At 64.8% G+C, this 13,026-nt stretch carries 11 protein-coding genes; 8 read left to right on the top strand and 3 right to left on the bottom strand.

The window, feature by feature from the left end; all coding sequences use genetic code 11:
• The first annotated feature begins 231 nt into the window (after positions 1-231).
• From C1A35_RS23145 to C1A35_RS23180, 8 genes are all read left to right on the top strand, one after another.
• On the top strand, positions 232-1,260 hold the full coding sequence (locus tag C1A35_RS23145) for a substrate-binding domain-containing protein (protein WP_104666605.1): 1,029 nt from the start codon (positions 232-234) through the stop codon (positions 1,258-1,260).
• A gap of 60 nt (positions 1,261-1,320) precedes the next feature.
• Positions 1,321-2,865: a sugar ABC transporter ATP-binding protein gene (locus tag C1A35_RS23150; RefSeq protein WP_104666606.1), complete on the top strand. Its 1,545-nt coding sequence runs from the start codon at positions 1,321-1,323 to the stop codon at positions 2,863-2,865.
• Between the two features lie 28 nt (positions 2,866-2,893).
• Positions 2,894-3,883 carry an ABC transporter permease gene (locus C1A35_RS23155; protein ID WP_104666607.1) on the top strand — a complete coding sequence of 330 codons (990 nt, stop codon included), beginning with the start codon at positions 2,894-2,896 and terminating at the stop codon, positions 3,881-3,883.
• 2 nt (positions 3,884-3,885) lie between these two features.
• A complete protein-coding gene (locus tag C1A35_RS23160) occupies positions 3,886-4,896 on the top strand; it encodes a sugar-binding transcriptional regulator (RefSeq protein ID WP_104666608.1) in 1,011 nt (336 codons plus the stop codon).
• Positions 4,893-5,888, top strand: a complete 996-nt coding sequence (locus tag C1A35_RS23165; RefSeq protein WP_104666609.1) for an aldo/keto reductase — start codon at positions 4,893-4,895, stop codon at positions 5,886-5,888. The genes C1A35_RS23160 and C1A35_RS23165 overlap by 4 nt, the downstream gene beginning before the upstream one ends.
• A 12-nt stretch (positions 5,889-5,900) precedes the next feature.
• A complete protein-coding gene (locus C1A35_RS23170; RefSeq protein WP_104666610.1) occupies positions 5,901-7,649 on the top strand; it encodes a glycerol-3-phosphate dehydrogenase/oxidase in 1,749 nt (582 codons plus the stop codon).
• Entirely contained in the window at positions 7,622-8,464 is an 843-nt protein-coding gene (locus C1A35_RS23175; RefSeq protein WP_104666611.1) for a class I fructose-bisphosphate aldolase, read from the top strand. The genes C1A35_RS23170 and C1A35_RS23175 overlap by 28 nt, the downstream gene beginning before the upstream one ends.
• 118 nt (positions 8,465-8,582) lie before the next feature.
• Positions 8,583-10,112, top strand: a complete 1,530-nt coding sequence (locus C1A35_RS23180; protein ID WP_104666612.1) for an FGGY-family carbohydrate kinase — start codon at positions 8,583-8,585, stop codon at positions 10,110-10,112.
• A gap of 72 nt (positions 10,113-10,184) precedes the next feature.
• Here the strand turns inward: C1A35_RS23180 and C1A35_RS23185 are convergent, their stop codons facing one another.
• The 3 genes from C1A35_RS23185 to C1A35_RS23195 all read right to left on the bottom strand — a co-directional run bounded on the left by C1A35_RS23185 (position 10,185) and on the right by C1A35_RS23195 (position 13,019).
• A complete protein-coding gene (locus C1A35_RS23185) occupies positions 10,185-10,811 on the bottom strand; it encodes an outer membrane protein (protein ID WP_104666613.1) in 627 nt (208 codons plus the stop codon).
• Between the two features lie 202 nt (positions 10,812-11,013).
• Positions 11,014-12,348: a sensor histidine kinase gene (locus C1A35_RS23190; protein WP_104666614.1), complete on the bottom strand. Its 1,335-nt coding sequence runs from the start codon at positions 12,346-12,348 to the stop codon at positions 11,014-11,016.
• On the bottom strand, positions 12,345-13,019 hold the full coding sequence (locus C1A35_RS23195) for a response regulator transcription factor (protein WP_104666615.1): 675 nt from the start codon (positions 13,017-13,019) through the stop codon (positions 12,345-12,347). Before C1A35_RS23195 ends, C1A35_RS23190 begins: the two co-directional genes overlap by 4 nt.
• Positions 13,020-13,026 lie beyond the last annotated feature (7 nt).

Below are 13,026 nucleotides of genomic sequence, written 5' to 3' on the forward strand. Positions count from 1 at the left end.
CCGCCGTCTAGCCGATCCCCGTGACAGGAGATTGAAGGGCCTCATTCAGTGTTTTCCACGTCGTGTATGAATTATTATTCATGCCTTGAATTATATTGACAGACGCTGAGTCCGCGGCTTTAATCGCAATCGTCGGAGGTCGAGGAGGAGTTCCGGCAAACTCATGCATTCAGCGGCCGCAACCAGGCGGCCCATCGGTTTTGGGAGGGGCTTCGGCCTCGAGGAGGACGCGTGCGCAAATTTCTCAGCACGACCGCGCTGGCGGTCATTGCAGCTTCATTCTGGGCCGGTTCGGCCAGCGCCGAAACGGCGAACCCGTTTCGCTGCCAGCCCGGCGAAAAATACGTCATGAACGTCATGGTATCGGGTGTCGAATACTGGTTCCCGGTCTATGAAATGTTCAAGCAGGCCGGCCAGCAGCTCGGCTGCGAGACCGAGTATACCGGCACGCCGGAATACGACGTCAACAAGCAGATCGCCACCTTCGACCAGGCGCTGGCGCAGAACCCGGCCGGCATTCTGGTGCACCCGATGAACTCCGATCCGTTCATCGAGCCGATCAACCGGGCGATCGACCAGGGTACGGCGGTCGTGACCTTCGCGGCGGACTCGCCGCTGTCGAAGCGAGTCTCCTTCATCACCTCGGACAACACCCGCGAAGGCACCTATGCCGCCGACGCGATCGCCGAGAAGATGGGCGGCAAGGGCGAATACGCCGTGCTCGAAAACCCCGGCCAGGACAACCACGACAAGCGCATCGCCGCCTTTGTCGCCCGCATGGCGGAGAAGTGGCCCGACATGAAGCTCGTCGGCCGCGCGGCCTCGAACCAGGATCCGAACAAGGCCTATCAGGGCCTGATGAGCCTGATCCAGGCCAATCCGAACCTCGGCGCCGTGTTCATGCCGGAAGCCAACTCCGCGATCGGTGCGGCTCAGGCCAGCAAGGAAAGCGGCGGCAAGGTGCTCGTCATGTGCGCCGACGTCAACGCCAACATCCTCGACATGATCAAGGCCGGCGAAGTCTTCGGTTCGATCAACCCGAACCAGGGCATGCAGGGTTACATGGGCTTCATGCTGCTCTGGCTCGCCAAGCACCCGGAGCTGATCGACCCGATGAACGACGCCAAGCGCTCGGGCTTCAACCCGATGAGCATCCCCGTGGTCGACAATGGCCTTTCCATCGTCACTGCCGAAAATGCCGATGACTTCTACTGGGACAAGTACCTGAAGCGTCGTGGCACCAAGGGCATCGACGAGTAAGGTCCAGGAATTGGCTGCCCGGTCGGTGCCGGGCAGCCAGGACTGCGGGTGGAGGACGGCATGACAGCACAACCGGTTCTGGAGGTCCGGCGCGTCACCAAGCACTTCGGTGCGGTGAAGGCGCTGACGGAGGTGGATTTTCGGCTCGAGCGCGGAGAAATCCACGCGCTCTGCGGCGAAAACGGCGCGGGCAAATCCACGCTGATGAACATCATTGCCGGTGTGCTGCAGCCGAACGACGGTGAGGTGCTGGTCGACGGAGCGCCGGTGAAGATCGCCTCGCCGGCGATCGCCCAGACGCTCGGCATCGGCCTCGTCCACCAGGAAATCGCCCTTTGCCCGGATGCGACGGTGGCCGAAAACATGTTCATGGCGGCGACCAACCGCCGCCGCTCGCCGCTGATGAACTACGGCGCGCTCGAACGCGAAGCGCAGGTCGTGATGAACCGGCTGGCGCCAATCGACGTGCGCCGCAAGGTCGCCGACCTCGCCATTTCCAGCCAGCAGCTCGTCGAGATCGCCAAGGCGCTGACGCTCGATTGCCGCGTGCTGATCCTCGACGAGCCGACCGCGGCGCTGACGGAGGCCGAAGCGCAGGCGCTGTTCGGCATCATCCGCGACCTCAAGGCCGCGGGCATTTCCATCATCTATATCAGCCACCGCATGGCCGAGATCTTCTCGCTCTGCGATCGCGTCACCGTGTTTCGTGACGGTCGCCATGTGGTCACCGAAAAGATCGCCGACGTGACGCCCGACGACGTCGTGCGCCGCATGGTCGGCCGCGAGATCAGCCAGCTCTATCCGCCGAAACAGGCGCCGGAGGGGCGCTCGGACCAAACCATTCTCTCGGTGCGGAATTTGAGCGATGGCGACCGCATCGGCAACGTTTCCTTCGATCTCCGCCGCGGCGAGATCCTCGGGATCGGCGGCCTGATCGGTTCGGGTCGCACCGAGATCGCCGAGGCGATCTGCGGTCTTAGGGCCAAGTCGAAGGGCGAGATTGCGCTGCGCGGAAAGGTCCAGCGCATCGGCAATTACCGCGATGCCGTCGATGCCGGCATCGTCTACCTCTCGGAGGATCGCAAGGGGTCCGGGGTCTTCGTCGACCTGTCGATCGCCCAGAACATTTCGGTACTTGATCTCAAGACCCTGACCGGGCGGCTCGGTCTGCTGAATTCCAAGCAGGAAGCCGATCTTGCCCGCGACTTCGTGCGCCGGCTCGGCGTGCGCATGGGCGGCATCGACATGCCGGTCTCGTCGCTGTCGGGCGGCAACCAGCAGAAGGTTGCGATCGCCAAGCAGCTGGCCGTCCGGCCTCAGGTGATCCTGATGGACGAGCCGACGCGCGGCATCGATGTCGGGGCAAAATCCGAGATCCATCGGCTGCTGCGCGAACTGGCCGAAACCGGCATCGGCATCGTCGTCATCTCATCGGAACTGCCGGAACTGCTTGGGCTTTGCGACCGGGTGCTGGTGGTGCGCGAAGGCGCCATCGCCGGCGAGCTTGACGATACTGACATGAGCGAGGAGGCGGTGATCCGCCTGGCGTCCGGCGTGACGCAGGCGGATCCGATCGCAACAGGCAGGACAGCACATGTCGCCTGAAAGAACTGACAGAGCCGGGGAGGCGGAAATGGCTGTTGATACGATGGTTGCAACGCATGCACAGGCGCCGGCCTGGAAACGCATCGGCACGATGCGCGAGGCCGGGCTGATCGCCATCATCCTGGCGCTCGGGCTCGTCATGAGCTTCGCCTCGCCGCACTTCCTCACCTTCGGCAACCTGCGCGCCATGCTGATGAGCTTTTCGGTCGAAGGCATCGTCGTCGTCGGCATGACGATCCTGCTCATCGTCGGCGGCATCGATCTCGCCGTCGGCTCGGTGGTCTGCTTCGCCATGGTGCTGGGAGGTTCCCTGTTTTTGGCCGGCGTCGATCCGTGGACGGCGTCGCTGGTCGGCATCCTCGCCAGCAGCATGATCGGCATGATCATGGGCTTCTTCGTCACCGTCGTCGGGCTCAACCATTTCATCACGTCGCTCGCGGCAATGGTGATCGTGCGTGGTCTCTGCCTCGTCATCACCAAGGGCACGCCGCTGTCGCTCTTCACACTGCCGGCGTCCTTCAAGGCGGTGGGACAGGGCACCTTCCATGGCGTCCCCTACGTCATCCTGATCTTCGTCGCCGTCGTCATCCTGTTCGACTTCCTGCTGCGCCGGGCGACCGCCTTCCGCAAGGTGTTCTACACCGGCAGCAACGAGAAGGCGGCTCTCTATTCGGGCATCAAGACGAAGCAGGTGAAATTCTGGGTGACGGTGCTCTGCTCGACGCTCGCTGGCGTCGCCGGCGTCATCTACATGTCGCGCTTCGGTGCCGCGACGCCCACCTTCGGTGTCGGCATGGAGCTCAACATCATCGCGGCGGCCGTCATCGGCGGCGCCTCGCTCAATGGCGGCTCTGGCACGATCCTCGGCGCCATCCTCGGCATCGCCCTGCTTTCGGTCGTCACCAGCTCGCTGATCCTGCTCGACGTCTCCGTCTATTGGCAGGACATGATCAAGGGGTGCATTCTCTTGGCCGCCGTTTCCATCGACCACTTGCTGCACAAGCGGAAGGCCGCCTGACCATGCCGATCGCCAAACCCACTTTGACCCCGGTTTCAAGCGTGCGAGAAGAGCTCGTCGTTGCCCGGCAGATGCACCAGGCGCTGGTCCTGCATTTCCTCGAAGGCCTCACCCAGTCGCAGATCGCCGACCGGCTCGGCATCTCGCAGCCGACCGTCAACCGGTTGATCAAGCGCGGACGCCAGCTCGGCCTGGTCGAGATCAAGATCAAGTCGCCGATCGAGCCTCTGGTCGACATGGAAGAGCAATTGCTCGCGATCGGCGGCATCCGTCGGGCGATCGTCGTGCCGACCGTCTCCGATAACCAGCAGACCGCCCTCCAGGCGGTCGGCGAGGCGGCGGCAAGGCTGCTCATCGAAGAGATCGGCGATGGCGACACGATCTGCATCACCGGCGGCAAGGGCGTCAGCGCCGTCGTCGCCGGGCTTCAGGCGCCGCGTCGCTTCGATGTCGAGGTGATCCCCGCGACCGGCTGCGTCCAGGGCAAGCACTATACCGACGTCAACCACGTCTCGACGCTGATGGCCGATCGGCTCGGCGGCCGCTCCTTCCAGATCCACGCGCCGCTTTTTGCCGACAATGCCGCCGAGCGGGCGATGCTGATCAACATGCGCTCGGTGGCCGATGTCTTCGGACGGGCGCGCGAGGCGAAGGTCGCCGTCGTCGGCATCGGCTCGATCCTCTCGGACGATTCAAGTTACTACGACCTGCACCCGTCCTCGAGCACCGACAGGGCGGCGATTGAGCGGTCCGGCGCAAGCTGCGAACTGCTCGCCCATCTGCTCGATGACAAGGGCCAGGTCTGCGACTACAGCCTCAACCGTTCGCTGGTGTCGCTGACGCTTCAGGAATTTGCCTCGATCCCGACGAAGATCGGGGTGGCGAGTGGACCGAACAAGGCAGGCCCGATCCTCAGCGTCATGCGGGGGCACCACCTCGACACGCTGGTGACCGACGAGGCGACCGGCGAGCGCGTGCTCGCCATGGCTAGCGAAAAGGGACTTCTGGCATGAGCGGGGATCAATTGAAACGGGAGATCGGCCGATCCGGCGTGAAGGCTTCGGCCGTCGGGCTCGGCACCTGGGCGATCGGTGGCTGGATGTGGGGCGGCACCGACGAGAAGGAGTCGATCGCCGCGATCCAGGCCTCGCTCGACGCCGGCGTGACGCTGATCGATACCGCACCCGCCTATGGCCTCGGGCGCTCGGAGGAGATCGTCGGCAAGGCGATCGCCGGCCGCCGCGACAAGGCTGTCATCGCCACCAAATGCGGTCTCGTCTGGCATACCGACAAGGGCAGGCACTTCTTCGACCAGGATGGCAAGCCGGTGCATCGTTACCTCGGCCGCGATGCCATCCACCACGAGGTGGAGCAGAGCCTGAAGCGGCTCGGCACCGACTATATCGACCTCTACATCACCCATTGGCAGGACCCGACGACACCGATCGAGGAAACCATGGCAGCGCTCGAAGAGCTGCGCCAGGCCGGCAAGATCAAGGCGATCGGCGCCAGCAATGTCGGGCGCGGCGAGCTGGAACAATACATCGCGATCGGCGGGCTCGATGCGATCCAGGAGCGCTTCAGCATGATCGATCGCGAGATCGAGGCTGATCTCCTGCCGCTGACGCGCCGCAACGGCGTCGCGACGCTCAGCTACTCGTCGCTGGCGCTTGGTCTTCTCTCCGGCGGCATCGGGCCGGAGCGAGTGTTTTCGGGCGACGACCAGCGGCGCGACAATCCGCGCTTCTCCGTCAGCAACCGCGACAAGGTCGCGGTCTTCGCCAGGGCGATCCGACCGGTCGCCGAAAAACATGGCGCGACGATCGCCCAGATCGTCATTGCCTGGACGCTTGCCCAGGAGGGCGTCACGTTCGCCCTGTGTGGTGCGCGCAATCCGGCGCAGGCGCTCGACAATGCAAGGGCCGGGACGATCCGGCTCGATCACGAGGATCTTTACGCGATCGACGCGGCGATCGCGGCGACGCTCGTCAACATGGACAGCTAACGGACTGCCATCATGAACCGGGAAGAGATTTTCAACGGGCTTTCCAAGAGCCCGAAGGTGGACGTGTGCGTCCTCGGCGGCGGCATCAACGGCCTCAGCGTCTTTCGGGAGCTGGCGCTGCAGGGGGTGAACGTGCTGCTCGTCGAGAAGCACGACTACTGTTCGGGCGCGAGTGCGGCGCTGTCGCGCATGGTGCATGGCGGGCTCCGCTATCTCGAGAACGGCGAGTTCAGCCTGGTCAGGGAATCGCTCGTCGAGCGTGACCGGCTGCTGAAGAACGCGCCGCACTATGTGGCGCCGCTGCCGACGACGGTGCCGATCTTCGACATCTTCTCAGGTCTTGCCAATGGCGCAGTTCGCTTCCTGGGGCTGACGCGACGACCGAGCCGCCGCGGCGCCGTCGCCGTCAAGATGGGTCTCGGCATCTACGATTTCCTGACGCGCAAGCGCGCGCTGATGCCGAAACACGCCTTTCGCGGGCGGCGCGCCACACTTGCCCGCTGGCCGGCGCTCAACCCTCAAATCAAGAGTTCCGCCACCTATTACGACGCCTGGGTCAGCCAGCCGGAACGCCTCGGCATCGAGCTTCTGAAGGATGGACTTTCTGCCGGTCCGCATGCCCGGGCGCTGAACTATGGGGAACTGACGCTTGCAGCCCCCGGGCGCTTTGAACTGAAGGACGGTATCCGCGGCGCCTCGGCCGCGATCGAGCCTGGACTCATCATCAACGCCACCGGCGGCTGGATCGATATCGCCAACGGCGCGCTGTTTCCCGCAACGTCGAAGCCGGCGCCGCTGATGGGCGGCACCAAGGGGTCGCATCTCATCATCGACAACCCGGCGCTGATGGACGCGCTTAACGGCCACATGATCTATTACGAGAACGAGGACGGCCGCATCTGCATCCTCTTTCCCTATCTCGGCAAGGTGCTGGTGGGTTCCACCGATATCCGTGTCGACGATCCCGAGACGGTGCGCTGCGAGGCGGACGAGCGCGACTACATCCTGCAATCGCTGGCCTTCGTCCTGCCCGACATCCGGATCCGGCCCGAAGAGGTGGTCTTCCAGTTCGCGGGCGTCCGGCCGCTGCCTGCAAGCCAGGACAGCTTCACCGGCCGCATTCCGCGGGACCATTTCTGCACCTTTGTGGACGGAGCGGAGAATGGTCCGCCGGTGCTCTGCATGATCGGCGGCAAGTGGACGACGTTCCGTTCCTTCGGCGAGATGGCGGCGGACCTCGCTTTGGAGCGGCTCGCAAGGAAGCGCCACGTGTCGACCGGCGAGCGAGCGATCGGTGGCGGCCGGCACTTTCCCTCCGATCACGACGCCTGGGTCCATGATGTGGCCGCAGCGACCGGCCTGTCCAAGGCGCGCGTGCACACGCTGCTTGCGCGTTACGGAACCGACTCGACCCTGATCGCCGATTTCATCGCTGCCGGCACGGATCATGCCTTGCCGCACCCCTACTACTCGGCACGCGAGCTGCAGTTCCTGATCCGCAACGAGGTCGTTGAGCATCTCGATGATCTGCTTTTGCGCCGCACGACGCTGGCAATATCAGGCGAGCTCTCGCTCGACATGGTGGATGCGGCGCTGGCCTTGCTGGCGACCGAGAAACACTGGCCGCCGGCGCAGGCGGCAACAGAGCGTAAGCGATTTCTTACCCTTCTCGTCGAGCGCCATGGCGTCGACGAGGAAACCCTATCCGTACGGAACGAACAAAGGAGTGCATTATGCGAAACAACAGCAAGGTCCGGATGAACCGTCTGTTTGGCGGTGGACGTTGCCTCGATGTCGCGATCGATCACGGCGTCTGCAACGAACCGTCCTTCCTGAATGGGCTGGAGGACATGTTGGCGGTGGTCAAGGCGCTGGTTGCCGCCGCGCCGGACGCGATCCAGATGAACTTTGGCCAGGCCGATCTGTTGCAGGAGGTGCCGGGCAAGGACAAGGCGGCGCTGGTCATGCGTCTCGACATGGGCAACCCCTATAACCGCATCCGCCACCGGCACATGTGGGCGGTGCTGCAGAACGAGGCCGAGCCGCTGATCGGAGCTTTGGCGATGGACGCCGCCTGCGTCGTCGTCAACCTGTTCATGCTGCCGGACGAGCCGGATCTCTTCCGCCAATGCGTCGCCAATATCTCGCGGGTGCGGGCCGATTGCGACAAGTACGGCATGCCGCTGATGATCGAGCCGCTGGTGATGCAGCCGGTGACCGAGCACGGCGGCTACATGGTCGACGGCGACGCCGAAAAGATCGTGACGCTGACGAGGCTTGCGCGCGAAATGGGGGCGGATATCGTCAAGGCCGATCCGACGACCAATGCGGAGGATTTCCACAGGGTGGTCGAGGCGGCGCGTTGCCCGGTTCTCGTGCGTGGCGGCGGCAAGGAGGACCTGCGCAACGTCTTCGACAAGTCCGCGGCCTTGATGCGCCAGGGCGCAATGGGCATGGTCTATGGCCGCAACATCTACCAGCACGCCAATCCGAGCGCCGTCGTGCGCGGCCTGATGGCGATCATTCACGAGGATGCAAGCGGCGAGGAAGCCTACGCGCTCTACCAGCGCGGCTGAAATCGGCGACCGGCATCGCCCGGAGGCGATGCATCGGCACACGAGGGAACGCTGCCGCGCGCGCGGACACCGGCGGCGTTCCGGCAATTGAATTGAGAACCTTGGGAGGGGTTCGCCTATGGGAGAGTATCTGCTCGGGATCGACGCCGGGAACACCGTGATCAAGGCGGTGCTTTTCGATCGTCACGGCAACGAGATCGCGATGGCCGCGGAGGAAGGGCATAGCCACGTGCCGATGCCGGGCCATGTCGAGCGGGGGCTCGGTGAACTTTGGGCCCATGCGAAGGTGGTGATCCGCGCCTGCATCGAGCGCGCCGGTATCGATGCCGGCGAGATCGCGGCGATCGGCTGCGCCGGTCACGGCAACGGTCTTTACGCGCTCGATCGAGACGGTGCGCCGCTCCTCGGCATCCAGTCGCTCGATACCCGTGCGGCGGGCCTCGTGGAGGAATGGCAGGCGCAAGACGTTGGCGAACAAACCTACCCGATCGCGGGACAGAAGCCCTGGCCTTCGCAGACGCCGACCTTGCTCGCCTGGCTGAAGCGCCATCGGCCGGAGCAGTTTGCGAGGATCGGCACGGTGTTTCTCTGCAAGGACTTCGTCGTCAACCGATTGACCGGGGCGCGCGTCAGCGACGTCTCGGACATGAGCGGCGCAGGCCTGCTCGACGTTGCCGGCCGGTGCTACGATGCGGCGCTGATGAGGGCCTACGGTCTCGGCGATGACATGGACCTGCTGCCGGGTCTCGCCGAGAGCGCCGATGTCGTCGGCACGGTCAGCGAGGAAGCGGCGGCGCAGACGGGCCTGGCGGCCGGCACGCCGGTTGTCGGCGGTCTCTTCGACGTGGTCGCCTCGGCGATCGGCTCGGGCGTCACCAAGACGGGCGCCGCCTCGATCATCGCCGGCACCTGGAGCATCAACCAGGTGATCATCGATCAGCCTGATCTCACACGCCCGCTCTTCATGTCCTCGACCTTCGACCGCAAGCGCTACATTGCGATCGAGGCGAGCGCCACGTCGGCGGCCAATCTCGAATGGCTGGTGCGCGAACTCTTCCCGCACGACGGCAAGGATGGTCGATCGCCCTTCGATCTCTGCTGCCAGCTGGCGGCCGAGATCGAGCCGGCTGCAAACGATCCGCTCTATCACCCGTTCCTCTATGGCGCACAGCAGGACGGCAACGCGCGGGCGGGTTTCTACGGCGTAGCGGGCTGGCACACGAAGGGTCATCTGGTGCGCGCCGTGCTCGAAGGTGTCGCCTTCGGCCATCGTCAGCACATTGCGGCGTTGCGTTTTGCCGGCGCGCGGTTCGATGAGGCGGTGCTTTCGGGCGGCGGCTCGCGCAGCCTGATCTGGCCGCAGATCTTTGCCGACGTGCTTGATGTGCCGGTGACGGTCGCCCGCTCACGGGAAACGGGCGCGCTCGGCGCCGCGATCACGGCGGGCGCCGGCATCGGTCTGTTTGCCGACGTTTCCGCCGGTGCTGCGGCGATGGTCAAGACCGAGCGTCATTACCGGCCGGACCCGGCGCTTGCCGCGCACTACGACAGGCGCTTTGCGCTCTACAGCGAGATCGCCGCTGCCCTGGCGCCGATCTGGCGCCGGCTGGCGACGCCTGAGCGGCCGGCGAGGGAGGCGGCGGAGTGATCGGGGCAAGGGCCGGCCTGTCGGGCGTTGCAGCGAGGAACGTTGCAACGCCGCAGCAAGCCGCCGGTTCCATCAGAAGCGCATGTTGATGCCGGCCTTGATGACGTGGCTGTTGATGTCCTTCTCGCTGGAACCGGAGACGGTGTGGGTACGGACATCCGGCGTCGTGATGTAGTTGTATTCGAGCTTGGCGGAGAGCCCGCCCGCAAAGGCCTGTTCCACGCCGGCGCCGAGCAGGTAACCGCCCTTGAAGCCGACGTCTTTCTGTACGCCGCCGCCCTTCTTGTAGCTGGTCATGGCGTAGCCGGCCGTGCCGTAGACGAGCGTCTGGTCGAAGGTGAGACCCGCCTTCGCCTTGATGGCGCCGCGCCATTTCTCCTTGAGCTTGCCGCCGTTGACCTTGTGCTCGGTGTCGCCGAGATAGGAACCTTCGATTTCCGCGCCGACGATGCCGGGGCCGGCCTGCATGTTGTAGCCGGCCTGGACGCCGAGCGCGACGCCGTTGCGGTCGGCGAACGGATTGGGACTGCCGGTAAAGCCGAGACCGCCATGGGCGCCGACATAGGCGCCGCTCCAGCTGAAGGCCGGCGGATCCTGGTAGGTGGGCGCGGAGAAGTCAGCCGCCTGGGACTGCTGTGCGCCGAAGAGGGCGAGGAGGGGAAGACCCGACCAGATGGAAAACTTGCTGGATTGCCGCATTATCTTGCTCCGTGGATAGGAAACGCGCCGTCATGGCGCTTGCGTCCTCCCATGCACGTTTCACCTTGGAGGCGAGAGGGTGATGTTTGGACGGTACATGGCCTTTGTCGGCCCCACGGATTGCGTCAACATTGCGCAGATCGTCTAAGTTGCTGATTTTGTTGTTAATTATACGTTAACCATGTCGGCGCGGAGAAACGGCCTAGCCGGTGGGCAAGGAGATGCGGAAGCAGGCGCCACCCGAGGGATCATCGACGACCGAAATGTGGCCCTTGTGGCGGCCAATGATTTCGCTGACCAGATGCAAGCCGAGCCCGGCGCCATGGTCACGCGGCTGCAGGCGATGGAAGGGCTCGAAGATCCGCTCGCGTTCGCGTTCCGGAATACCCGGGCCTTCGTCGGTAACTTCGATCACGCCGCCACGCTCCACCCGGATGGTGATGAGGCCACCGGCATGTTCGATCGCGTTGCGCACCAGGTTGGTGACCGCCCGCTCGATCGCACCGGTATCGCCGCGCACGACGACGCGCTCCGTGCCCGTCGCGAAGGAAAGCTCGCAGCCGGCCGAAAGCGCAAGCGGAGCGAGGTCGGCCGTCACGTCGCGGCAGAGCGACACCAGGTCGATCTGCCCGAAATCCGCGCCGTCGCGGTCGATGCGTTCGAGATCGAGCAATTGCTCGGCGAGCCCGGCGATGCGGTTGGAATCGATCAGCAGCCGGTTGCGCAAGGGGCCGGCATCCATACCTTCAAGCCGCGTCTGCAGGATGGCGACCGGCGTCCTCAGTTCGTGCGCTGCATCGAGGATGAAACGCTGCCGGCGTTCATATCCCTCGTCGAGCCGTTGCAGCGCGCCGTTGAAGGCCTCGACGAGCGGCCGCACTTCGCCGGGAATGCGGTGATCGGGCAGCCGCGCGCCGCGACGGTCGACATCGATCTTCTGGGCCTGGTCCACCATTTCGGCAAGGCCGGAGAAGGCGCGCCTGACGATGATCGGGATGGCAAAGGCCGGGATGAGGACGACGATCAGCACGATCGGCAAGAGCAGCAGGTTCATCAGGAAGAACACCGCGAAGAGCGCGCTCCAAAGGCGGCCCGCGCCGCTGAGGACGGTGTAGGTGCCGCTTTCGGTGGTGACGGTCCGGATGACGGCGGAGAGCGTATAGGGCTCGGCGGCATCGCGGATATCGCCGTAGGTCACGCGGTCGAGATGTTCGCTGATGCTTCGGTAGGCATCCGGGACCGGACCGCTCCTGATCATATCGCCACGCTCGTCCCGCGCGACGAACCAGAAATCCGGCGAGGTGCTGCGCATCGCCTTCAATTCGGGCGTTTCGACGAGCGTCAGCCCGCCTCCCGGCGCGGATCGGATGGCGCCGGCCGCAACCGACGCCGCATCGGCGTCGAGGATCTTGCCGCCAAGGTCGGCTCGGATCAGCAGGGCCATGAAACCGGCGATGACGGCGCTCAACAGCACCACCTGGAAGACCAGGATCTGCCAGATCAGCCGCTTCTTCAGGGAATTTGCCGGACGGCTCATAGGGAAGGTCTCAGGAGGTAGCCGACGCCGCGGATGCTGTGAATCTCCACGCCGGCGCTCGTCTCCGAGAGCTTCCGGCGCAATCGCGAAACATGGGCGTCGAGCGAGTTGGACTGGATTTCGTCGTCATAGCCGTAGACGGATTCCTCCAGTGTCGAGCGCTGGACCGTGCGGCCCTGACGGCGTGCCAGTGCCTCCAGCACCAGCAGTTCCCGCCGCGGCAGATCGAGGATCCGTCCGTTGACGCTTGCCTGCCTGCCATCGAAATCGAACACGAGATTGCCGATACGTGCGGTGATCGGCGCAATATCGGGCGAACGTCGCATCAGCGCGCGGATCCGCGCCAAAAGCTCCTCAACGGCAAAGGGCTTGGCCAGATAGTCGTCGGCGCCCATGTCCAGACCCCGGACCCGTTCATCGACGGCGCCGCGCGCCGTGAGCACGATCACCGGTATCCCCGATTTGAGCGCGCGGACGCGCGGGATCAGCGAGAGACCGTCGCCATCCGGCAACTGCCGGTCAAGGATGATGCCGTCATGCACATGATTGGCGAGCGCTGCCATCGCATGATCGAGCGTCGGCGCATGGTCCAGGATCATGTCGTAGCGGCCGAGCGCGGCGGCGAGCGCGGCCGCCATTTCCAGCTCGTCCTCCACCAGGAGCAGGCGCATTGAGGAT

Origin of the sequence: Ensifer adhaerens (assembly GCF_002940685.1) — a bacterium.
Lineage (GTDB): Bacteria > Pseudomonadota > Alphaproteobacteria > Rhizobiales > Rhizobiaceae > Ensifer > Ensifer adhaerens_E.

Coding starts and splice junctions, on each gene's coding strand:
- C1A35_RS23150 (WP_104666606.1), top strand. CDS start 1,321: ATGACAGCACAACCGGTTCTGGAGGTCCGGCGCGTCACCAAGCACTTC.
- C1A35_RS23155 (WP_104666607.1), top strand. CDS start 2,894: ATGGCTGTTGATACGATGGTTGCAACGCATGCACAGGCGCCGGCCTGG.
- C1A35_RS23160 (WP_104666608.1), top strand. CDS start 3,886: ATGCCGATCGCCAAACCCACTTTGACCCCGGTTTCAAGCGTGCGAGAA.
- C1A35_RS23165 (WP_104666609.1), top strand. CDS start 4,893: ATGAGCGGGGATCAATTGAAACGGGAGATCGGCCGATCCGGCGTGAAG.
- C1A35_RS23170 (WP_104666610.1), top strand. CDS start 5,901: ATGAACCGGGAAGAGATTTTCAACGGGCTTTCCAAGAGCCCGAAGGTG.
- C1A35_RS23175 (WP_104666611.1), top strand. CDS start 7,622: ATGCGAAACAACAGCAAGGTCCGGATGAACCGTCTGTTTGGCGGTGGA.
- C1A35_RS23180 (WP_104666612.1), top strand. CDS start 8,583: ATGGGAGAGTATCTGCTCGGGATCGACGCCGGGAACACCGTGATCAAG.
- C1A35_RS23185 (WP_104666613.1), bottom strand. CDS start 10,811: ATGCGGCAATCCAGCAAGTTTTCCATCTGGTCGGGTCTTCCCCTCCTC.
- C1A35_RS23190 (WP_104666614.1), bottom strand. CDS start 12,348: ATGAGCCGTCCGGCAAATTCCCTGAAGAAGCGGCTGATCTGGCAGATC.
- C1A35_RS23195 (WP_104666615.1), bottom strand. CDS start 13,019: ATGCGCCTGCTCCTGGTGGAGGACGAGCTGGAAATGGCGGCCGCGCTC.